Origin of the sequence: Halorarius halobius, from assembly GCF_024298865.1 — an archaeon.
In the GTDB taxonomy this organism is placed as follows: domain Archaea; phylum Halobacteriota; class Halobacteria; order Halobacteriales; family Haloarculaceae; genus Halorarius; species Halorarius halobius.
On the sequence record NZ_CP101161.1, the window covers coordinates 2,511,358 to 2,532,089 of the forward strand.

Genomic DNA, 20,732 nt, shown 5'->3' on the forward strand with positions numbered 1-20,732 from the left:
ACGTCCGTGGTATGGTCTCTCAAACATCCGAAATCGGCCGCCTCGCGCCTCGAGCCTGCGAAAGATTTATAAGGTTTACGGACTTACGTAGGGGTAGCAAGCGAGCTACCGGCGTTCTTTCGGTTCTCACCACCGGTAGCCCGTTGCATCCCACTCCCCACCATGAGCGACACCGAGATACGAACCTACACCGAAGAGGCATCGGAGGCGTCGAAGCGCCGCGAGACCGAGGAGTCGACCGACGAGGTCGTCTGCCCCGAGTGTGGCGGCCGCCTCGAGACGGACACCGAGCACGGCGAGACAGTCTGTGCGGACTGTGGTCTCGTCGTCGAGGAGGACAGCATCGACCGCGGCCCCGAGTGGCGCGCGTTCGACGCCAGCGAGCGCGACAGCAAATCCCGCGTCGGCGCCCCCACGACCAAGATGATGCACGACAAGGGGCTCTCGACGAACATCGGCTGGCAGGACAAGGACGCCTACGGCAAGTCGCTGTCGAGCCGTCAGCGCCAGAAGATGCAGCGGCTCCGGACCTGGAACGAGCGGTTCCGCACGCGTGACTCGAAGGAGCGCAATCTGAAGCAGGCGCTCGGCGAAATCGACCGCATGGCGAGCGCGCTCGGGCTCCCGGAGAACGTCCGCGAGACCGCGTCGGTCATCTACCGGCGCGCTCTCAACGAGGACCTCCTACCGGGCCGCTCCATCGAGGGCGTGGCGACGGCGTCGCTGTACGCCGCCGCGCGACAGGCGGGCGTTCCCCGCTCGCTCGACGAGGTGCGCAACGTCTCGCGCATCGACAAGATGGAACTGACCCGGACGTACCGCTACATCGTCCGCGAACTGAACCTCGAGGTCGCGCCTGCGGACCCCGAGAGCTACATCCCGCGGTTCGCCAGCGACCTCGACCTCTCGGACGAGGCCGAGGGCCGCGCCCGCAAGCTCATCGAGGCCGCCCGCGAGGACGGTCAGCTGTCGGGCAAGAGCCCCGTCGGACTGGCCGCGGCCGCGGTGTACGCCGCCGCGTTGCTGTGCAACGAGAAGGTCACCCAGAGCGACGTGAGCGAGGTCGCCAACATCTCCGAGGTCACCATCCGCAACCGGTACAAGGAACTGCTGGAGGCGGAGGGCGTCGTCACCGCCTGACCCGTCGCTCGCGTGGGGTTTTCCGGTCCCCGTCGGCCGACCCGTGACAAAGCTTTTCATACCTGCCCCTACATTCCAGCGGCATGGAGGAGACGTACGTCCGACTGTTGTGTCCCGAATGTGGCAAACACTGGGAGGAGTCGCCGAGCAACCTTCCGGACCCGGCCCGCACCTTCCACTGTCCGAACTGCCACGCGAGCCGCCGTCTCTCCGAGTTCGCCCGGACGGAACACGACCTCCAGAACATGAAGTCGCTGTAGCACCACTTCGGGCCGTGCCCCTCCGTGGGTGGCGACGGTTCGGTGCCGCTACTCGCCGACCGGCGAGCGGGCGCCGCAGGCCTCACAGCGTCGCTGTTCGACGCCGTCGACCGTCTCCAGTTGCGTGTCCGGGAGGCCACACTCCGGGCAGAGCACGTACGCCTCGGCGTACGCGTCCAGCGCGTCGTCGATGCGGCTCTCTCTGAACGACCCGGTGAGCCGCAGGCGCCCTGCGTCGTCGATGTTCGCGGACGTGCCGAGTTCGTTCTGCAGGAACTTCATGACGTGGGTAGGCGCCCGGCCGAACCGGTCGACCGTCGCCTGGAAGTTCTCGAACACCGTCGCGTTCCCCTCGGTGCGCACGTCCGGGTCCGGAACCGAGAACCGCGAGGCGCTTCCCTTCGCGTCGGGCGTCTCCTCCATCGCCCGGTCGAGATGCTCGTCGTAGCTCATACCCGAACCTGGGGGCGGCGGCCGGAAAAGCCGTTCGGGACGAGATGCGGCAACACCGGCCGGCTCGAAAAGCGTGCCATCGGCCCTCATACGCCGTTTCTCGGGGATGCATGTTAACGAGACTCAGGATAATAATATAACCCTCCGGTGGTAAGCCGGTGTTGACCATGAAGAAGCAGGAGCTCATCCATCTCCACGGCCTGCTTGCTGAGGTACGAAACCACTACGAAGAGCTCGCAGGTGCGGACGTCGAACACCAGGAGTACACCGATCTCGGGGTACGACCGACATCCATCCACAAATCGAAAACCGACCACAAGGCCGCTGTTTTTGCGCTCGCTGACGGGATCACCGACGAGATGACCGAGGAGGCCAAGGAGCCGGTCTCCGCGGCCGCCGACTGAACGCCCCGACGCGCGTTCTCGCCGGATAGCAACCGTCCCAGCGGCCGCGCCGCCCCGTGTGCGGGCGCGCCCCGGTGCCGGTTACTCGTCGTCGAGCAGGTCCTCGAACTCCGGTAACCCCTCGTCCGACCCTTCGTCCGACCCCCCGTCCTCGTCGTCGTCCCCGTCGCCCTCCTCGTCCGCGCCGTCCGCCTCGTCGTCCTCGGTCGCCTCGACGGTCACTACCTCCAGCGGGATGTTGTGGAGTCGCTGGCCGATCTCCTTGCGCGCGATGCGGGAGGCGTGCTCCTCCCGTTCGACGTTGAACACGTCCATCTCCAGTTCCAGCGCGACCAGCCCCTCGTCGGCCGCGATGAACGCGGGCTCGAGTTCGTCGCCGCAGTGCGGACACGCCCGCTCCCCCATGTTTATCTCGACGTAGTTCAGGTCGGGGTTGAGCATCTCGCCCGTCTTCGAGATGGCGATTCGCACCGCCTCGTCGGCGGTTCCCACGTCGTAGACGGGGACCGCGGCCTCGACGACGACTCGACAATCCATGTCAAGTAGTTGGATAGCCAGTATGATAATGGTTCGCCCACCACACGGTGAGTCGAAAGCCGGAAGCCCGCCGCCGCCGACCGGCGGATATGCACCAGGGGCAGATTCCGCTTGCGGACCTTTCGGGCGGGTTCGACCTGCAGGCTACCATAGAGTCCGGCCAGACGTACCTCTGGGAGCGTGCGGACGGTCGCATGTTCGAGGACGACGACGTGCGGGGTGGCGGCGCGTGGTACGAGACGGTCCTGCCCGCGTCGTTCACGCCCTCGAACGACCCGGAGGTGCTCCGTGCCCGCCAGACGGACGCCGCCGTCGAGTGGCACGCCTCCACGTCTGATGCACCCGACCTCCTCACGGGGCTTCTCCGGCTTGACGACGACCTCGACGCCATCCGTGCGGCGACGCCCGACCTCCCGATGGTCGAGCGCGCGTACGACGCCTACCACGGGATGCGTCTCGTCCGCGACCCACCCTTCCCCTGTCTGATTTCGTTCATCTGCTCGGCCCAGATGCGCGTCGAGCGCATCCATGGGATGCAGACCCGCCTGGCCCGCGAGTACGGGACGCCCGTCTCGTTCGACGGCCGCACCTACCACGCGTTCCCGACGCCCGAGCAGTTGGCCAAGGCGACGGAAGCCGACCTGCGTGACCTCTCGCTGGGGTATCGGGCCCCGTACGTCCAGCGGACCGCCGAGATGGTCGCCACCGGGGAGACGACGCCGGAGGCCGCACGCGAGATGGCGTACGAGGATGCCCGCGAGCATCTCACGCAGTTCGTCGGCGTCGGCGACAAGGTGGCCGACTGCGTCTGTCTGTTCTCGCTCGGCTTCCTCGAGGCGGTGCCGCTCGACACCTGGATTCGCACCGCTATCGCCGACTACTACCCGGAGTGTGACCGGGGCTCCTACGCCGAGACGTCGCGGGCCATCCGCGAGCGGTTCGGCGGCGAGTACGCCGGCTACGCACAGACGTACGTGTTCCTCTACCTCCGCCGCGGCGGCGAGTGACGCTCACCCGCCGCTTCGACGCACTTATCTGAGAGTTCTCTCAATCAAAAGTATGCACGAGGTGGCTCCGTGACTGCCGTCGATGCCCTGGCGCTGGTCGTCGCCGCGTTCGCTGGCGGCGCGTTCGGCGCGGCCCTCGGCGCGTTGCCGTCGTTCACGTTCGCCGGGTTCGTCGTCGTCGTCGGGGAGGTGTACCGACTCGCCCAGCAGAACCTCGCTCCTGACGCGGCCCCGATCGGCAACGTCGGTCTGGTCGACTCGCTGGCGTTCGGCGTGGTGTTCGGGCCGCACGTCGCGTTCGGCGGCGGGGCGGCCGCGGCCGCGTATCTCGCCGCCCGCGGCGAGATGCCCGTCGAGGGGTTCTCGTACAGTCCCGCGAAGCGAGTCACGACGGGGCTCGGGACGCGCCCGGACGTGCTGGCCGTCGGCGGTGCGTTCGGCGCGTTCGGCCACCTGTTCGCCACGGCGTCGGGGGCGCTCGCGCTCCCGTGGGACCCCGTCGCCGCGGGCGTCGTCGCCTCCGCGCTCGTCCACCGCGTCGTGTTCGGCTTCGACGTGGTCGGCGCCCGCGGTTCGCTGTTCGACATGAACCCTGCCCGGACCGACGGTGGCGAGCGGGGCGTCGAGCCGTGGCTCCCGTACCAGACGCGGTGGCCCGACGTGGCCGCCATCGGTCTCGTGGCGGGCGTCCTCGGCGGGTTCGTCGCCTACCGGACCGGGAGCGCGTTCCTCGCGTTCGGGCTGAGCGTCGCCGTCCTCGTGTTCTTGAACGCGGGCGTCGAGCGCGTCCCGGTGACCCACCACGTCACCCTCCCCGCGAGCACGGCGGTGCTCGCCGTCGTGCCGGGGCCGCTGGCGTCGCTCACGCCCGCGACCATCGCGGCGGCGATGCCGCTGTGGGTCGCCCTGGCGCTCGGCGCCGGGTTCGGCCTCCTCGGGTCGCTCGTCGGCGAACTCGCCCAGCGGGCGCTGTACGCCCACGCGGACACGCACCTCGACCCGCCGGCCGCCAGCATCGTCGTCACCTCGTTCGTGGTCGCGGTGCTGGCGATGGCCGGCGTGTTCCCGACCGCGGCGTGGGTCCCGACGCCCTGACGGTAGATTTATCTGAACAGTCTTTCAATCGTTGGTATGGTCAAGGCCACCGACCGGATGGAGCGACTGGTCACCGAGGAAGCCAGTTGCTGTGGCACCACCGTCGAGGAGTGCGAACGGCGACTGGAGGAAGTCGCCGTCGACGCGGGAACGCGCACCGAGGAGGCCGACGTCGACGCGCTGTCGGCGCTGGCCAACGACACGCGCTACGGCATCGTCCGCCTGTTGCACGCCGCGGGCGAGGAGCTCTGTGTCTGTGAACTCGACGCCGTCACCGACGTGAGCGACAGCGCGGTCAGCCACGCGCTCCGGACGCTCCGGGAGGCCGGCCTCGTCACCGCGCGCAAGGAGGGGCGCTGGAAGTACTACCGGACGACCGACCGCGCGACGGCGCTTCTGGTCGCGCTCGACGGCACGCGGGGGCCGGAATGAAACTCGGCTTCGTCTGCGTCCAGAACGCCGGCCGCTCGCAGATGGCGACGGCGTTCGCCGAACGGGAACGCGACGCGCGCGGCCTCGACTGGGAGATACTGACCGGCGGCACTCACCCCGCCGAGTCAGTCCACGAGGAGGTGGTGCGGGCGATGGCCGACGAGGGATTCGACCTCTCGGACCGGACGCCCCGCGAGGTGTCGACCGCGGAACTGGAGTCCTGTGACGTGGTTGCGACGATGGGCTGTTCGACGCTCTCGCTCGATGCGGACGTGGACGTGCGCGACTGGGCGCTCGAGGACCCCGACGGCAAGTCACCCGAGGAGGTGGCCCGCATTCGCGAGGCGGTGCGCCGGCGCGTCCGCGACTTGTTCGACGAACTCGCGTAGCGCCCCGGGTTTTTCTTCGTTCGCGTCGTACGCCGGCCGTGACAAGCATGAGCGACCCACTGCGCGCACACGTGTACGTCTCCGGCCGCGTCCAGGGGGTCTACTACCGCGCGAACACCCGCGACACCGCCAGAGAGCGGGGCGTCGACGGCTGGGTGCGGAACCTCGACGACGGCCGCGTCGAGGCAGTCTTCGAGGGGCCGCGCGACGCCGTCGAGTCGATGGTCGAGTGGTGTCACGAGGGGAGTCCGCGGGCGAACGTCGAGGAGGTGGCCGTCGAGTACGGCGAGCCCCAGGGCGCGTCGGGGTTCGAGGTCAGGTACTGAGCCGCCGCGCGACGGACTCGGCCGCGGCCGACCGGATGGCGTCAGCGTCGACCGGTTCCGGAAGGGCCGCGTACCGCTCGCGGACGAGCCGCTCGACCAGTCGGTCGAGCACCCGGTCGACCGTCGTCCCGTCGCCGAGCGTCGCGGCCACTCGGTCGATGCGCTCGGGTGTAACCGCTTCCTCGACGAGCGTCTCCGGGTCGACGGTTGGCGGGTCAGCGCCCACCGCCGGGGTCACCACGAGCGCCCGGCCGCCGTTTTTGTTCCGCACGAGCAGACCCGCGACGGGGCCGTTCCGGTACGCCGACGCGGGCATCTCGTACCGCTCGGGTCGGAAGTCTCGCGCCGGTAGCTCCTTGCTGACGGCGTTGACCGGCGCCAACCCCAGTCGCTCGAACGCCTGTTCGGCCACGTCGGGCGTCCGGAACCCCCGGTCCGGCGCGTGGACATCGACGCCGAGGAACGCGGGCAGGCGGTCCCAGTCGTAGGCGACGCCCTCGAAGCGGGTGGCGACGCCGAGGAACGTGTAGTCGCCGGGCGCGTCCACGGCCGCCCGGAACGCCTCGCGGTCGAACGTCTCCCGTACCGCCCTCGCGGCGAACCGGTAGCCGACCGGCTCCTCCCAGGGGTCGAACGTCCTCGCGCCGTCGCCGAAGACGAGCCCAGCGTCCCCGAGTCGGAATCGGAGTGGGGCGCCGACGACCCACTCCTGGAGCCAGAGGTGACCCGACTCGATCACCTCGGGGGCGTCATCGACGGCGGGCGTCGCGGGGAACTCCTGCACCCTCGGAGGCTGTCGGGCCACGGACATACCGGTTTCGGGCCGGAAGGTTTAGCCGCGTGGCCGTGGCCGTCTTACTATGAGCGAGTCCCCCGACGAGCCCTCCACTTCGGACGAGTCCTCACCCTCCGACGAGCGCGGCCCCGACGAGGTGTTCTGTCGCAACTGCGGCGCGGTCATCAGCGAGGAGGCCGAGATATGCCCGGAGTGTGGCGTCCGCCAGCGCGACCCGCCTAAATCCTCCATCGACGAGACGGTCGAGGAACTGTTCGAGGGCGGCAACCCGTTCGTCGCCGCCCTGCTGTCGGCGCTGTTCCCCGGTCTCGGCCAGATTTACAACCGCGAACTGGAGAAGGGACTGGTCGTGATCGTCGCCAGCATCCTCGCCGCGTTCTCGATGGTGTTCCTCGTCGGCATCGTGCTGTTCCCGGCGGTGTGGCTGTACGCCATCTACGACGCCTACACCGTCGCCGACCGTCAGCGCGAGGCGGCCGACGACGCGGCCGCGGAGTGACCCGCGTGCTGAGGCTTTAATCCGCCCCCGGTCGAACCCTCGGACATGATATCCGCACGGGAGATGGCCGTCGTCGACGCCAACGCCGAGGCGCTGGGCGTCCCCCGCAAGCAGTTGATGGAGTCGAGCGGCAACGCCGTCGCGCGCGTCGTCCGCGAGCACACCGACGCGGACGACAGCGTGGCGCTGGTCTGTGGCCGTGGCAACAACGGCGGCGACGCGTTCGTCGCCGCCCGCTTCCTCGACGACCGCGAGGCGACCGTCCACCTGCTGGGCCGCCGCGAGACGATTTCGACCGACATCGCTCGGGAGAACTGGGACGCGCTCGCGCAAGCGGAGTACGACGCCCGCGAGGTGGGCGACTCACGCGACTTCGGGCTCGACGACCCGGACCTCGTCGTCGACGCGATGCTCGGCACCGGCGTGACCGGCGCGCTCCGCGAACCCGAAGCGACGGTCGCCGAGCGCATCAACGACGCCGACGCGCCGGTCGTCGCGGTCGACGTTCCCTCGGGCGTCGACGCCGACACCGGTGACAGCGAGGGGGTCGCCGTCGACGCCGACCACGTGGTCACCTTCCACGACGAGAAGCCGGGGCTCGCGCCCCTCGACTGCGAGGTGACCGTCGCGGACATCGGCATCCCCGACACGGCGGAACTGTTCGTCGAGCGGGGCGACCTCCAGCGTCTCGGCCGCGATTCGCAGAGTCACAAGGGCGACCACGGCGAGGTGCTGGTCGTCGGCGGCGGTCCCTACACCGGTGCGCCCGCGCTGGCCGCCCAGGCCGCGCTCCGGGCGGGCGCGGACCTCGTTCGGGTCGCGTGCCCCGAATCGGTCGCCCGCGAGATACAGGGATACAGCGAGAACCTCATCCTCCGCCCGTTCGACGCCGACCGCCTCGTACCCGACGTGGTCGACCGCATCTCTGCGCTGGCGGCCGACCACGACGTCTGCGTGTTCGGGCCGGGGCTCGGGAGCGACGACGCGACGCTCGATGCGGTCGAGCAGTTCCTGTTCGCGTACGACGGCACCGCCGTCGTCGACGCCGACGCGCTCCAGGTCGTCCCCGACGTGGAGACGGACGCCACGCTCCTCTGTACGCCCCATCAGGGCGAACTCCGCAAGATGGGCGGCGAGACGAGCGACGACTGGCGCGAGCGCCGGGACCTCGTCGAGACGTTCGCCGCCGACCTCGGCCACACCCTGCTCGTGAAGGGCGCCTACGACGTGGTATCTGACGGCGACACCACCCGGGTCAACCGAACCGGCAACCCCGGGATGACCGTCGGCGGGACGGGCGACGTGCTCGCGGGGGCGGCGGGCGCGCTCGCGTGCGTGCTCGACCCGGTCGAGGCGGCCGCCGTCGCCGCCTACGCGAACGGCACCGCCGGCGACCGCGTGGTCGACCGACAGGGGTACGGGCTGGTGGCGACGGACCTCGTCGACGAACTGCCCGCGGCGCTCCGGAGGGACGAATGACGGGCGACGCCCCCGACGACGCCGAGAGCGCGGACGACGCGGCGGACCTCACTCACGTCGACGAGTCGGGCGACGCCCAGATGGTCGACGTGGGGGAGAAACCGGACACGAAGCGTCGGGCCGTCGCGTCGGGCAGTATCCACCTCCAGCCCTCGACGGTCGACGCCATCCGGGACGACGAGGTAGGGAAAGGCGACGTGCTGGCTGTGGCGCGCGTCGGAGCGATACAGGCGGTCAAACACACCTGGGAGACGATTCCGATGTGCCACCAGATACCCATCACGAACGTCGACACCGAGTTCGCGGTGGGCGAGGACCGCGTCGAGGCGACGGTGGCCGTCGAGACGACCGGCAAGACCGGCTGTGAGATGGAGGCGCTGGAGGGCGTCACCACCGGCCTGAACGTCGTCTGGGACATGGTGAAGGCCGTCGAGAAGGACGCCGACGGACAGTACCCCGACACGCGCATCTCGGACGTGCGCGTCGACACGAAGGAGAAGCGGAATCTGGACTGAAAGCATTTACCGGTGGCGACCGGATTGGTGGGCGTCCTATGCCCTCCAGACGCCGATTCCTGGCCGCCAGCGCCGGCACCCTCGCCGCGCTGGCCGGCTGTACGAACCGCGGCTCCTCGCCGACGCCGTCGGACTCGCCCAGCGACACCGACGTCCCGACGCCGGACGACGACGCCCGTCCGACACAGACGCCCCGCGACCCCACGCCACTCGACATCGGTGGCGCGTGGCCGCAGGAGGGCGGCGGTCCCGGTCACGGGGGCGTCACCTCGTCGTCGGGCGTCCCCACCGACGGCGAGGCGTACTGGCACCTGCGCCGCGTGCGGAGCGGCCCGCCGGTGTTCGCCGACGGGCGACTGCTCCACTTCGGCCTCGCGTCCGTCGACGAGTCCGGCACGCCGACGCTGACCCAGACCCCCCCGACGGGTACCTCACAGCCGCTCGACGGCGAGAAGGCGCTGTTCTGCCGAGACGCCAGCACCGGCCGTCTGCAGTGGACGCGACCGCTCGACTACCGAAGCGGGTGGCCGACCGTCGCGGGCGCGCACGTCCTCGCGGCCGGCGGGGGGTTCGTCGCCGCCTACCGCATCGAGGACGGCACCGAGGTGTGGCGCCGCGACCTCGGTGAGCGGGAGGCGGCCGTCTCGACGGCCATCGACGGCACGGCGCTCGTCGCCTCGGAGTACGTCCGCGAGGGGTCGCGCAAGCCCGACGTGCGTGCCTACGACGTGGAGGACGGTACCCGCCGCTGGAAGCGCCCCTCGCCGGAACAGCAGGCCGACCTGGCGGCCGCCGGCGACACCGCGTTCGCGCTCTCCTCGACGTTCCAGGAGCGGAGCGTCCTCACCGCCCGCGCGCTCTCGGACGGCCGCGTAACGTGGTCGGTCGACATCGACGGCAACGGTCTCGGGCACGGCCCCATCGTCGCCGGCGACACCGTCTACGTCGCGCCCGACGACCAGGGCGTGTACGCCTACGCTGTCGCGGACGGCACCGAACGCTGGCACCGCGAGGGAGAGACGGCGAACGTCGTCGGCCTCGCCGCGGGCGCCGACACCGCCTACCTCGTCGACCGCGGGACGGCGTACGCCGTCGACACGGCCGACGGGCGCGAGCAGTGGTCGGTCGGCGAGGGACTGGAACACGGCTACGGCGGCGTCCCCGCCGTCGGGAGCGACGCCGTCTACCTCCAGAAAGAGGGGTATCCGCGTTCGTTCGTCGCCCTGTCCCGGGCGGACGGAAGCGAGCGATGGACCCGGACGCTCCCCGAGACGACCGTCGAGGGCGACATGGTCATGTCGGGGCTGGCCGCACAGCCAGCAGTGGGCGATGGCGGCGTCTACGCGTACGCACAGGACGGTCTGTACGCGTTCGGCCCGGCTTGACTACTCGGCGGGGGTCGGGAGCTCCGACGCCTTCGCGCGCGACTGCTCGACGACGGCGGGCCGGGCCTCGAACTCGACTACGACCTGGTCGCCGTAGTCGACGTCCTCGACGAACGCGTGGTCGTGGAGCCACGAGACGAGGCTCATCGTCTCGTCGGCCATCGGGAGGACGAGCCGTTCGTGCTCGTAGTCGGGAAGCTCCGAGTCGATGCGGGAGCGCAGGCGGTCCAGCCCTAACCCCTCCTTCGCGCTGACCGCCACCGGGGCGGGCGCGAGCGCCGACAGGGCCTCCCGCTTCTCGACGAGTTCCTCGTCGGTCACCTCGTCTATCTTGTTCAACACGGTGACGATGGGCGCCTCGTTGCGCTCGTACAGCGTGTCGTGGGAGGTAACCAGTTTTTCCCGGATTTCCTCGACGGGGTCCGAGACGTCCACGACCAGAAGCACGAGGTCCGCGCGGTACACCTCCGACAGCGTCGACTTGAACGACTCGACGAGCCAGTGGGGGAGGTCCGAGATGAACCCGACGGTGTCGGTCACGAGCACGTCCCGCTTCTCCAGTTCCGTGCGGCGGGTCGTCGTCCCGAGCGTCGTGAACAGGCGGTCCTCGCTCTCGGCGGTGGTGTCGAGGTCCGGGTGGCGGTCCTCGTTCTCGTCGATGTCGAGGTCCGCCGCCAGCCGCCGGAGGAGCGTCGACTTCCCGGCGTTCGTGTAGCCGGCCAGTGCCACGAGGTCGAACCCCGACTCCCGGCGCTGTGCCCGGCGGTGGGCCTCGGTGTCCTCGATGGCCTCGAGTTCGTCCCGGATGTTCGATATCTGCTTTTTGATGTCCTGCTCGCGGGACTCGTCGTACTCGCCGAGCCCCATGAACCCGGGGCGCTCGTCGCGTTTCGCGAGCGAGGTCTTCGCCTCCGCGCGGGGCAGTTCGTACCGTAGCTCCGCGAGTTCGACCTGGAGTTGCGCCTTCTTCGTCTGGGCGCGCTGGCCGAATATCTCGAGGATGAGACGGAACCGGTCGATGACCTCGACGCCCTCGGGCAGTTCGTTCCCGATGTTGAACGTCTGGTAGGGGCCGAGTTGGTTGTCGAACACGACCGCCGTCGCGTCCGTCTCGCGGACGCGGGCGGCGAGTTCGCCTACCTTCCCCTCCCCGAGATGGTACGCCGGGTCCTCCGTGCGGGTCTGGGTGACCTCCGCCGCGACGTGGTAGCCGGCAGCCCCTGCGAGTTCGCGGATCTCCGCCGTCTCTATCGGGTCGGCGTCGCCCCGCTTCGCAACGACCACCGTGCCACCCTGTGGGTTCGCCGTCACTCACGGGGGAGTACGTGAAGCGAGTATTTAAGCCCCGGGCCGCCACGCGAGTCGGTGACAGGCTGCGGCCGGTCGCCGCCACAAGAGTCTTGTCGGCGGTGGGCGCGTACTCCCGCATGGCGTTCGAACTCAACCTCCAGGAACTGGGTCTCGAGTTCGGCTCCGGCGCGGTCATCGGCGGCATCATCGGCTTCGCGGCGAAGAAGGTCGCCAAGGTAATCGCCATCCTCGTCGGCATCGAACTCGCGGTGTTCAAGTTCCTCGAATCGCGCGGCATCATCACCGTCGACTGGGAGGCGCTGTCGGCCGGCATCGTGGGCGCGAGCCAGGACGCCGCCACCGGCGCGCCCCCCTCGTGGCTCCAGACCATCCTCTCGACGCTGTCGGTCTCCGCGGGGTTCACCGGCGGCTTCCTGCTCGGCTTCAAGCGGGGATAGTCACCCGCCTTCGGGCGTGAACGGCCGCACGACCTTGACGCCGAGTCCGGCGACGACCAGCACCGCCCCGACCACCAGCGCCGCGTCGACTGCGACACCCGCCAGGAGTTCGTCCGCGAACAGCAGGGCGACGACGCCGGCGAGAAACAGGCCGTCACCGACGCGTGCATCCCTGTCGGCCGACGACCATCCGTAGAGGTAGCTCCCGAGCGCGACGGCCACGAGCACGGCCGCGACGGCCGTCACGACCTCGACCACGCTTCAGCGGGTCGATATGTCGTCCTTGTCCTTGACGACGCGGGTCTCGGCCTCGCCCGAGGACACCTCGTTCACGAGGTCGTAGAAGTCGTTCTGCATGCCGGCGGGGAAGGTGACGACGCCGACCCACGAGCCGTCGGACTGCCACTCCTCGCGCTCGAGGTCGCCGAACTCGCGGACCTTCGCCTGCCCGGAGCCGGCGTAGTCGGCCGGCAGTTGGACGGCGATGGTCATCTCCTCGAACCGGATGGGGATGACCGGCCGGAGCGCCTCTAGGGCGTCGTCGACTTGGCTCTCGACCGGTTCCATCGGGTCGACCGTGAAGCCGGCCTCCTCGAGGGCGCGCTCGATGCGGTCGGGCGGGTGGGGAGTGTCGTTCTGCTGGGGGTTGATGGCGTTGCGCGCGATGGTGTTGACCAGCCGCTTGCGCTTCTGCTCCTGCATCTCGCGGCGCTGTTCGGCGGTTATCTGTATCTCCCCGCGCTCGATGACCTGGGGGATGATTTCGAGCGGGTCGGTCGTGTCAAACACTTCCTCGAGGGCGGACTCGGGCGGTCGGTCGCCGCTGGCGGCGTCCTCGAACACGTCCTCGGCGGCGATGACCTCCTCCAGGTCGCCGTCGAACTCGCCGCGCTTGATCGCGAGCGCGGCGTCGGGGTCGACGAGCACCTCGAACCGCTCGCCGTGCGACTCAAGTCGGGCCGTCACCGCCTCGTCGAGTGAAATCATGTGGTCGGCTACGCGACAGCCACCCTAAAAGGTGTTTGCGTCCCCGACTCGCGGCGGGACGCGGGTTACTCCTCGCTCTCCTCGGCGAGCAGGTCCCGCTCCGCGAGCCGCTCCGCGACGTCGTCGTCCGAGAGGTCCTCGTACTCGGCGGTCTCGACCGGGACGACGGCGACGCCGACCCCCTCCGGCGAGAGTTCGCCGTCGTTGACCGACGCGAGCGCCTCCAGCGCGAGGCCGACGCCGTCGTCGAGGCTCGCCTCGGGGTCGTAGTTGGCCTCGAGGTAGTCGTCGATTTCGCCGCGGTCCGCGCCGACCGCGAGCGCCTGCCACTCGTACGGGGTCCCCGAGGGGTCCGTCTCGAACAGGCGGGGCTCGCCGTCCTCGACGCCACCCACGAGGAGGGCGACGCCGAACGGGCGGGCGCCGCCGACCTGCGTGTACTGCTGGATGTGGTCGGTGATGTTCTTCGTCAGCGTCTCGACGCCCACCGGTTCGCCGTACCGGAGCTGGTTCACCTGCGCCTGCCGGCGGGCGAAGTCGATGAGCTGGCGGGCGTCGGCGACGTGGCCGGCGCTGGCGATGCCGACGTGGTCGTCGGCTTTGTGGAGCTTTTCGACCGACGAAGCCTCCATCAGCGGCGAGCGCGAGCGCTTGTCGACGACGAGCACCACCCCCTCTGCCGTTCGAACGCCGATGCTGGCGGAGCCGCGCTTCACGGCTTCGCGTGCGTACTCGACCTGATAGAGGCGACCGTCCGGGGAGAAGATGGTGATTCCCCGGTCGTAGGCCTGCTGCTGCGATTGACCCTGCATCGTTATATGTCGAGTTCCGTGCCCCCGAGGTAGCCGTCACCGACGCGCGCGTCGACGCGGGGAGACCGAACGACGGCGCGGCGGTCGGCGTCCGCGAAGGCCACGTTTCTCTCCTCTGACGGTACCTCCGGGCTTCGTATATACTTTTCCTCACAGGCTCGCACCGTGCCCGAGACGCCCCGCACTCGGACGCCGAGCGGGTAGCCGTTCATCGCGTCGACGCAGGCGAGCGCGGCGCGTGCCCGCTCCACCTCGCCGCGCCGGGTCCGGACGACGGCGTGGCCGGTGCCGTCCGCGAACTCGAACCCGTACACCGAGAGGTCGAGTTCGGCACTCCCCGCGTCGCCGAGCAGGCCGCGGGCCGCGGCCCACAACTCCCGCTGGAAGTCGCCCCGCGAGAGGCGAGCGTCGGGCCACGACTCCACGGCGACGCCGAGATAGCGCCACCGAGGCCGGAGATGTTTCGGGAGGTGTTTCACGCCCCCGAGTTCGACGCCGAGGGATTTCAACCGTTCGGACGGGTCAGTCCGACGGTGTGGGTGCATCGCCGGGGCTCGCGGGCGCCGTTCCACCGGCCCGGACGGGCGAGGTAGCGAGCCACAGCACGGCGGCCACGACGGCCGTGAGGCCGCCGGCCCACGGGAGGAAGTCGACCGCTCCCATCGACTGGGCGACCGGGCCGGCGGCCAGTTTCGCCGTGCCCGACCCCACCGAGAGGACCATCGAGACGCCCGACAACACCGTCGCCCGCCCCACGTCGTCGAGACGGTCGTTGAGGTACTGGTTCCTGATGGGTCGGGTGACCGTCGACAGGCTTCGGTTGAGGAACAGTGCGGGCACCACGAGCACCGGGAACACCGCGACGGCGGCGAACGCCAGTCCGTAGACGGGGACGAGCAGGCGGAACACACCGCGTGCGCCCAGTCGTTCCTCGAACCAGCCGGCCGTCGAGGCGACGGCCGCCGAGACGAGTTTGAACGCGGCGTACACGACGCCGAGGCCGACGACGGGGACCCCGACGCTCTGGAGCATCGGCTGTTCGAAGGTGCGCGTCACCGAGAACAGCGCGGCGAACAGGCCGAGGTACGCGACCACCCACCGGATGGCGGGCCGCCCGGCCTGCACCCGGAGCATCGCCAGCGCCTCCCTGACGGTGAACACCTCCTCGTCGCTCATCTCGGTGGCGACGGCGGGGAACGTGTAGAGGATGGGCAACCCGAGCAGTTGGAGAGCGGCGTTGACGAGGAACGGGAGCGCCGGGTCGACCAGATACAGCAGGGCCCCGAGGACGGCCGCCACCGCCGAAGTCGCGAGGACGACCGTACTGCCGCGGCCGTCGACGCGCGCGAACTCGTCTTCGTCACAGCAGTCGGCCAGCAGTTCGTACAGCCACGCATCGAGCGTGCCGGAGCGGAACGCCCACCCCGCCGCCCACGCGACGTGGAGCGCGAGAAACGCCGCTTGCGTCTCCAGGAAGGGGTAGGCCGCGAGCACGCCGACCCGGAGGACGACGCCGACGGCGAGGCTCCCACGGCGGCCCAGCCAGTCGCCGACGTAGCCCGTCGGCACTTCCGCCGCGACCATTCCGAACGAGAACACCGCGTACGCGAGGCCGACGAACGCGAGGTCGAACTTCGCCTGCAGGAACACGATGGCGACCGGCAGGTAGAACCCCGCCGAGTTGGTCGCCCGGAAGGCGTAGTAGCGCCAGATGACTCCTCGGTCGGCCATTACGGGTGATGGTACGAATGCCGCCTAAATGGTAGTTTCCTGAATCTGACTTGTGTACGGTCGGATACATTACTGCGATTTTGTAGTCCGTCCAACAGGAGAGGGAGGCGTCGGCGTGGCCTGACGACCTCGGGAGTTCGTTTCAGGCCGTTCGGGCGTGCACTTCACGCGTCGAAAACGCGGTTCGGGGTTGATACCGATGGAGGCCGTCGACCCGTGTGTCGTGTTGTTCCAGCGCACCCTCATGTTCGCGTACGGCACCGCGGTCGTGTTCACCGTCCTCGTGGTGCTCGGACTGCTCGCGGGGGCCTGACTCAGACGGCCCGCTCCGCGACGAGCACGCCCACCTGCTCGTGGACCATCTCGACGGCGGTGAGTGCGAACCCGCTGTCGGTCAGCGCGTCCGCGAGCACGCCCACGGTCGAGGGGTCGTCGACTTCGGGACTGTAGAACGGCTCCTCGGGGTCCGGTTCGCCGAAGAACATCACGTCCCCGAGCACGAATCTCCGGGCGCCGAGGTCGGCGATGACCTCGATGGCCTCCCGCTTCTCCCCGTCGGAGAGGTGGTGCATGGCGAAGTTCGAGACCACCACGTCGACCGGCTCCGCGACCTGCGGGTCGCGGAACTCGCCGTACTCGAACGCGACGTTCTCGAGGCCCGCGGCGGCGGCCTTCTCGCGGGCCTGCTCCATCATCCCCTCGCTGATGTCGCGGCCGAGCACCCGGCCGGCGTCCGCCGCGAGCGCGAGGCCGATGGCGCCCGTTCCACAGCCGAGGTCCAGCACCGTCTCCTCGCCGGTCAGCCCGTCGCGCGCGTGGTCGACGACGAGCGACGCACACGCTTTGTACTCGGTGCTGTCCTGCGCTTCGTCGTACTCGGCGGCGGACTCGTCGAACCGTGTGGCGTGTTCCTCAACCGTTCTCTTCATGGGTGTCCAGTCGGACCCCCGACTCCAAGAACGCCTCGCTCGTCCGCTCGCGGTTGCGCGCCGCGAGTCGTCCCCACTCGCGGAGCCCCTCACGCAGTTGCTCGGCGTCGAACCCCACCTGCTCGCCCACGGCCACCAGTTCCCGCGGGGCCCGCATCTGGAGATGCGACGTCGGGTCGCCGCTGACGACGAAGGGAACGTCGTACGTCTCCACGAGTTCGCGGAGTTTCCGGAGCCCCTGGATGGCCCGGACGCGGGTGCCCCCCTCCGCGCGGAGGACGCGCCCGAGGTTGAACTCCAGTCTGACGCCGTTGTCGGCGGCGGCCTTCGCGAGGACGTGGTTCACGTCCCCGTCGTCGCGCATCGGATGCGCGAGCACGTCCACCTTCGGCTGTTCGCAGGCGAACCGGTTCAGGTCGGGGTCGCCCCCGTGGACGACCAGGAGGGTGCGCTCCTCGCGGTAGCGGTCGATGAGGCCGGCCGCCTGCGAGCGGTCGTCGGTCCGGAGTTCGATGCCGGCCACCACGTCCACGCCGTAGGCGTCGGCCACCTCGCCTGCGTCGTAGTCGGCCTGCCGGTCGCCGTGGTTGCGGACGACGACCCCCTCGAAGCCGTACTCGCTCGCTGTCAGGGCGTGGCGTGCGACCGTCGCGTCGCCGTCGGGATGCGCGTGGACGGCCTCGTACATGCCCGTCGAATGGGGGGGCCGGCCCTTCCCGCTGTCGGTCCCCCGGTGGCGTCAGTACACCTCCTCGAGGAACTCGCGGATGGCGGCGTTCGCGGCTTCGGGGTTCTCCAGGTTCGAGGAGTGGCCGGCCTCGGGAATCGGCTCCAGACGCGCGTTCGGCATCGCGTCGACCGTGGCCTCGGCTTCGGCCATCTCGATGGAGACGTCCTCCTCGCCGTGGACCGCCAGCGTCGGCACCTCGATGTCGCCGGCCTCGTCGGTGAAATCGGGGCGGTGGAGCCACGACGAGGTCTCTTGGTAGACGGCCTCGCCGGGGTAGGTGAGCCAGCGGTCGACCCACGCCTCGACGAGGTCGGGCCGTTCGGCGATGGTCGTCTGCCCGAACAGCAGTTGCTTCACCACGTCCGCGAGGTCGGTGGGCACCTGTCCGGCCGCGCGCGTCTGCTCTATCATCTCCCCGTACTGCTGTTGGTCGGCCTCGGAGTGCGCCGTCGCCTGCGAGTCGACGAGCACCAGTCCGTCGACTCGCTCGGGGTAGCGGTCCGCGAACCGGAGCGCCATGAACCCGCCCATCGACATCCCAGCGAGCACACAGGAGTCGATGTCGTGGGCGTCGAGCACTGCCGCGCAGTCGTCCGCGAGGGTCCAGAGGTCGTACTCGTCGGCGTAGCGGTCGGTGCGGGCCCGCAGGTCGTAGGCGAGACACCGGTAGTCGTCCGATAGGGCCTCCAGTTGCGGTGCGAACATCGTCCGGTCCATCAGCGTCCCGTGGGCGAACACGACGGCCGGTCCGTCGCCGCGCTCGTCGGTCACGCTGTGGGCGCGCTCGCGGTACATCGCCGTTCCCCTGTCGCTCGGTGACATGACACACCGGCGTACCACCGCCGGGTGCTTATAGCTACGTTCGACCGAGTCCGCGGGGATGACGGGCGCAAGACGGCCGCACGACTGCCCACAAACCTTTTTCTTGTCGGCTGAATTGATAGGAGTAATGGCCGACCTCCGTGAGCTGCTGGGTGGTATCGTCGACGACGTCGACGCGCTGTGTCTGTTCTCGCCCAGCAGTTCGTACTTCGAGTCGATGACCGACGCGGAGGTGCCCGTCGTGGTCGTCGCCGGCGAGAACGGCGTCGACGCCGAGGAGTTCGTCGAGCTACCGCTGGAGTTCACCGACGTGCGCGAGCGCATCCGGTTCGGACTCGAGGGAGCCCTCGACAACGGCTACATCGGGGAGGAAGACGTCGTCGCCTGCGCGGTGACGATGTTCGACGAGGGCATCGACACGGTGACCCGCGTGAAGGCCGCGGAGTTCACCCACTCCGGCATCTACGAGCTGTTCGCGGACTCCCGGGCGGACCCCGGAGTCATCCGCGACGTGTTCGAGGTCGCCATCGAACTCGGGAAGAAGGGACAGAAGGGCAAGCAGGTGGGCGCGCTGTTCGTGGTCGGCGACGCGGGGAAAGTGATGAACAAGTCCCGGCCGCTGAGCTACAATCCGTTCGAGAAGAGCCACGTCCACGTCGGCGACCCCATCGTGAACGTCATGCTGAAGGAGTTCTCGCGGCTCGACGGCGCGTTCGTCATCAGCGACTCGGGGAAGATAGTCAGCGCGTACCGCTATCTCGAACCCAGCGCCGAGGGGACGGACATCCCGAAGGGGCTGGGCGCGCGGCACATGGCCGCCGCGGCCATCACCCGGGACACGAACGCCGTCTCCATCGTCCTCTCGGAGTCCGATAGCCTCGTGCGCGCCTTCCAGGGCGGGGAACTGGTGTTGGAACTCGACCCGGAGGAGTACTGAGATGCTACTCGCCCAGGTCGACGCGTTCGTCTCGACGCTCGAACGCCTCCTCACCGACCAGTTGCGGCTGTTCGGCAGTATCCTCGTGTTCGTGTTCGCCGTCCTCGTCGGACTGCTGGTTCGCCGGTACGTCCACCGCTTGCTGGACGGGTTCGACGTGCCCGAAGCCGTCGAGGGGACGCCGTTCGAGCGGACCGCCCAGCGGCTCGGCACCTCCACGGTCGGTCTGCTGTCGAACCTCAGCGGGCTGTTCGTCGTCGCCGTCGGCGGCATCATCGCGCTCCGCCTGACGCAGGCGCTTCCGGCCGGCCTGCTCTCGCAGGGGCTCACCGACTTCCTCAAGGAGGTGTTCGTCGCCGTCATCGTGCTCATCGTCGGTATCATCACCGGCGACAAGGCCGACCTCTACATCCGCGAACAGCTCAAGAGCGTCAAGGTCCCCGAAATCAGCCTGTTCCCGCGGCTCGTCAAGTACTTCATCTTCTACGTCGCCGCGGTCATCGCGCTCGACCAGCTCGGCGTCGCGGTGACCGCCCTGCTCGTGTTGCTGGCGGCGTACGCGTTCGGTCTGCTGTTCGTCGGCGCCATCGCCACGAAGGACCTGCTCGTGTCGGCCGCGGCGGGCATCTACCTCCTGCTTTCGGAGCCGTACGCCATCGGGGACGAGGTGGAAATCGACGACAGACGCGGCATCGTCCAGGAGGTCGATACGTTCGTCACGCGCATCGAGAGCGACGGCGAGGAGTACGTCATCCCGAACCGCCGGGTGTTCAAACAGGGCGTCGTCGTCGTCCGCGAGTAGTCACGTCACCGTCCGGTCGACGGGTTCGGCGGGCACGCCTGCCCACGTCTCGCCGGCGGGCACGTCCTCGGTGACCAGCGAGTTGGCCGCCACCTGCGCTTCCGCGCCGATTTCGACGCCCGGGAGGACGATGGCGCCCGCGCCTATCATCGCGCGCTCGCCGACGACCACGTCGCCGAGTCGGTACTCGTCCTGCAGGAACTCGTGGGCCAGCAGGGTGGCGTCGTAGCCGACGATGCAGTGGTCCTCCAGTCGGATGCGTTCGGGCCAGAACACGTCCGGGGTGGCCTCCAGCCCCCACGAGACGCCCTCGCCGACGGTGACGCCGAGGCGGCGGAGCGCCCAGTTCTTCACCCGGAGGGAGGGTGCGAGACGCGCGACGAGGACGAACAGGTAGTTGTAGACGATGCGCGGGACGGACTTCTCGTCGGTCCACGACCACAGCGAGTTGCGCGGCCCCTCGGTCGGGTAGCGCTCGATGCGGTCGAACCGCGTGCCGTCGTCCTCGTCGGTCACG

The 20,732-nt window shown here is 69.4% G+C and carries 28 protein-coding genes; 15 read left to right on the forward strand and 13 right to left on the reverse strand.

Features of this window, described 5'->3' with window-relative positions:
* The first annotated feature begins 162 nt into the window (after window positions 1-162).
* A complete protein-coding gene (locus NL112_RS13375; RefSeq protein ID WP_255149342.1) occupies window positions 163-1,140 on the forward strand; it encodes a transcription initiation factor IIB in 978 nt (325 codons plus the stop codon).
* A gap of 83 nt (window positions 1,141-1,223) precedes the next feature.
* Window positions 1,224-1,400 (forward strand): DUF7836 family putative zinc-binding protein, encoded by a 177-nt coding sequence (locus NL112_RS13380; RefSeq protein ID WP_255149343.1) that lies wholly within the window; start codon window positions 1,224-1,226, stop codon window positions 1,398-1,400.
* Between the two features lie 48 nt (window positions 1,401-1,448).
* Here NL112_RS13380 and NL112_RS13385 read toward each other — a convergent pair whose 3' ends face one another.
* On the reverse strand, window positions 1,449-1,853 hold the full coding sequence (locus NL112_RS13385) for a translation initiation factor IF-2 subunit beta (RefSeq protein ID WP_255149344.1): 405 nt from the start codon (window positions 1,851-1,853) through the stop codon (window positions 1,449-1,451).
* A 167-nt stretch (window positions 1,854-2,020) separates the two neighbouring features.
* Between NL112_RS13385 and NL112_RS13390 the strand changes: the two genes are divergently transcribed.
* Window positions 2,021-2,257, forward strand: coding sequence for a UPF0058 family protein (locus tag NL112_RS13390; protein ID WP_255149345.1), 237 nt, complete (start codon window positions 2,021-2,023; stop codon window positions 2,255-2,257).
* Window positions 2,258-2,338: 81 nt separating this feature from the next.
* Here NL112_RS13390 and NL112_RS13395 read toward each other — a convergent pair whose 3' ends face one another.
* Window positions 2,339-2,794, reverse strand: a complete 456-nt coding sequence (locus tag NL112_RS13395) for a DUF555 domain-containing protein (RefSeq protein WP_255149346.1) — start codon at window positions 2,792-2,794, stop codon at window positions 2,339-2,341.
* Between the two features lie 89 nt (window positions 2,795-2,883).
* On the opposite strand from NL112_RS13395, the gene NL112_RS13400 reads away from it, so the two are divergent.
* From NL112_RS13400 to NL112_RS13420, 5 genes are all read left to right on the forward strand, one after another.
* Complete coding sequence (locus NL112_RS13400) at window positions 2,884-3,801, forward strand: DNA-3-methyladenine glycosylase family protein (RefSeq protein WP_255149347.1); 918 nt, start codon at window positions 2,884-2,886, stop codon at window positions 3,799-3,801.
* A 69-nt stretch (window positions 3,802-3,870) separates the two neighbouring features.
* Entirely contained in the window at window positions 3,871-4,896 is a 1,026-nt protein-coding gene (locus NL112_RS13405; protein WP_255149348.1) for a DUF7973 family transport facilitator, read from the forward strand.
* Between the two features lie 36 nt (window positions 4,897-4,932).
* Window positions 4,933-5,328, forward strand: coding sequence for an ArsR/SmtB family transcription factor (locus NL112_RS13410; RefSeq protein WP_255149349.1), 396 nt, complete (start codon window positions 4,933-4,935; stop codon window positions 5,326-5,328).
* Window positions 5,325-5,717 (forward strand): arsenate-mycothiol transferase ArsC, encoded by a 393-nt coding sequence (locus NL112_RS13415; protein WP_255149350.1) that lies wholly within the window; start codon window positions 5,325-5,327, stop codon window positions 5,715-5,717. The genes NL112_RS13410 and NL112_RS13415 overlap by 4 nt, the downstream gene beginning before the upstream one ends.
* Window positions 5,718-5,764: 47 nt before the next feature.
* On the forward strand, window positions 5,765-6,043 hold the full coding sequence (locus tag NL112_RS13420) for an acylphosphatase (RefSeq protein ID WP_255149351.1): 279 nt from the start codon (window positions 5,765-5,767) through the stop codon (window positions 6,041-6,043).
* On the opposite strand, the gene NL112_RS13425 is transcribed toward NL112_RS13420, so the two are convergent.
* Entirely contained in the window at window positions 6,033-6,827 is a 795-nt protein-coding gene (locus NL112_RS13425; protein WP_255149352.1) for a hypothetical protein, read from the reverse strand. The two genes, NL112_RS13420 and NL112_RS13425, sit on opposite strands and share 11 nt — an antisense overlap.
* A 76-nt stretch (window positions 6,828-6,903) precedes the next feature.
* Between NL112_RS13425 and NL112_RS13430 the strand changes: the two genes are divergently transcribed.
* Genes NL112_RS13430 through NL112_RS13445 form a run of 4 tightly spaced genes read left to right on the forward strand, consistent with a single transcriptional unit; the run spans window position 6,904 to window position 10,717 of the window.
* Window positions 6,904-7,338, forward strand: a complete 435-nt coding sequence (locus tag NL112_RS13430) for a zinc ribbon domain-containing protein (protein WP_255149353.1) — start codon at window positions 6,904-6,906, stop codon at window positions 7,336-7,338.
* Window positions 7,339-7,383: 45 nt separating this feature from the next.
* Window positions 7,384-8,817, forward strand: a complete 1,434-nt coding sequence (locus NL112_RS13435; protein WP_255149354.1) for an NAD(P)H-hydrate dehydratase — start codon at window positions 7,384-7,386, stop codon at window positions 8,815-8,817.
* Window positions 8,814-9,332: a cyclic pyranopterin monophosphate synthase MoaC gene (gene moaC, locus NL112_RS13440; protein WP_255149355.1), complete on the forward strand. Its 519-nt coding sequence runs from the start codon at window positions 8,814-8,816 to the stop codon at window positions 9,330-9,332. The genes NL112_RS13435 and moaC overlap by 4 nt, the downstream gene beginning before the upstream one ends.
* A gap of 38 nt (window positions 9,333-9,370) precedes the next feature.
* Window positions 9,371-10,717: an outer membrane protein assembly factor BamB family protein gene (locus NL112_RS13445; protein WP_255149356.1), complete on the forward strand. Its 1,347-nt coding sequence runs from the start codon at window positions 9,371-9,373 to the stop codon at window positions 10,715-10,717.
* Here the strand turns inward: NL112_RS13445 and hflX are convergent, their stop codons facing one another.
* Window positions 10,718-12,028: a GTPase HflX gene (gene hflX / locus NL112_RS13450; protein ID WP_255149357.1), complete on the reverse strand. Its 1,311-nt coding sequence runs from the start codon at window positions 12,026-12,028 to the stop codon at window positions 10,718-10,720.
* Between the two features lie 116 nt (window positions 12,029-12,144).
* Here hflX and NL112_RS13455 point away from each other — a divergent pair, with 116 nt between their 5' ends.
* The gene (locus tag NL112_RS13455; protein ID WP_255149358.1) at window positions 12,145-12,465 is read left to right on the forward strand and encodes an FUN14 domain-containing protein; all 321 of its coding nucleotides are present in this window, start codon (window positions 12,145-12,147) and stop codon (window positions 12,463-12,465) included.
* Here the strand turns inward: NL112_RS13455 and NL112_RS13460 are convergent, their stop codons facing one another.
* From NL112_RS13460 to NL112_RS13495, 8 genes are all read right to left on the reverse strand, one after another.
* Complete coding sequence (locus NL112_RS13460; RefSeq protein WP_255149359.1) at window positions 12,466-12,723, reverse strand: hypothetical protein; 258 nt, start codon at window positions 12,721-12,723, stop codon at window positions 12,466-12,468.
* A 3-nt stretch (window positions 12,724-12,726) separates the two neighbouring features.
* Window positions 12,727-13,452, reverse strand: a complete 726-nt coding sequence (locus tag NL112_RS13465) for a ribosome assembly factor SBDS (protein ID WP_255149360.1) — start codon at window positions 13,450-13,452, stop codon at window positions 12,727-12,729.
* 65 nt (window positions 13,453-13,517) lie between these two features.
* The gene (psmA, locus tag NL112_RS13470; protein WP_255149361.1) at window positions 13,518-14,264 is read right to left on the reverse strand and encodes an archaeal proteasome endopeptidase complex subunit alpha; all 747 of its coding nucleotides are present in this window, start codon (window positions 14,262-14,264) and stop codon (window positions 13,518-13,520) included.
* Between the two features lie 2 nt (window positions 14,265-14,266).
* Window positions 14,267-14,743 carry an Rpp14/Pop5 family protein gene (locus tag NL112_RS13475; protein ID WP_255149362.1) on the reverse strand — a complete coding sequence of 159 codons (477 nt, stop codon included), beginning with the start codon at window positions 14,741-14,743 and terminating at the stop codon, window positions 14,267-14,269.
* Window positions 14,744-14,786: 43 nt separating this feature from the next.
* Window positions 14,787-15,995 (reverse strand): MFS transporter, encoded by a 1,209-nt coding sequence (locus tag NL112_RS13480; RefSeq protein ID WP_255149363.1) that lies wholly within the window; start codon window positions 15,993-15,995, stop codon window positions 14,787-14,789.
* Window positions 15,996-16,309: 314 nt separating this feature from the next.
* Window positions 16,310-16,924 (reverse strand): class I SAM-dependent methyltransferase, encoded by a 615-nt coding sequence (locus NL112_RS13485; protein ID WP_255149364.1) that lies wholly within the window; start codon window positions 16,922-16,924, stop codon window positions 16,310-16,312.
* Window positions 16,908-17,612: an RNase P subunit p30 family protein gene (locus NL112_RS13490; RefSeq protein ID WP_255149365.1), complete on the reverse strand. Its 705-nt coding sequence runs from the start codon at window positions 17,610-17,612 to the stop codon at window positions 16,908-16,910. The genes NL112_RS13485 and NL112_RS13490 overlap by 17 nt, the downstream gene beginning before the upstream one ends.
* 51 nt (window positions 17,613-17,663) lie before the next feature.
* The gene (locus tag NL112_RS13495; protein WP_255149366.1) at window positions 17,664-18,476 is read right to left on the reverse strand and encodes an alpha/beta fold hydrolase; all 813 of its coding nucleotides are present in this window, start codon (window positions 18,474-18,476) and stop codon (window positions 17,664-17,666) included.
* A 127-nt stretch (window positions 18,477-18,603) separates the two neighbouring features.
* Here NL112_RS13495 and dacZ point away from each other — a divergent pair, with 127 nt between their 5' ends.
* Together dacZ and NL112_RS13505 are read left to right on the forward strand one after the other, a co-directional pair.
* The gene (dacZ, locus tag NL112_RS13500; protein WP_255149367.1) at window positions 18,604-19,413 is read left to right on the forward strand and encodes a diadenylate cyclase DacZ; all 810 of its coding nucleotides are present in this window, start codon (window positions 18,604-18,606) and stop codon (window positions 19,411-19,413) included.
* A 1-nt stretch (window position 19,414) separates the two neighbouring features.
* A complete protein-coding gene (locus NL112_RS13505; protein ID WP_255149368.1) occupies window positions 19,415-20,215 on the forward strand; it encodes a mechanosensitive ion channel domain-containing protein in 801 nt (266 codons plus the stop codon).
* On the opposite strand, the gene NL112_RS13510 is transcribed toward NL112_RS13505, so the two are convergent.
* Window positions 20,216-20,731 (reverse strand): acyltransferase, encoded by a 516-nt coding sequence (locus NL112_RS13510; RefSeq protein WP_255149369.1) that lies wholly within the window; start codon window positions 20,729-20,731, stop codon window positions 20,216-20,218.
* Window position 20,732 lies beyond the last annotated feature (1 nt).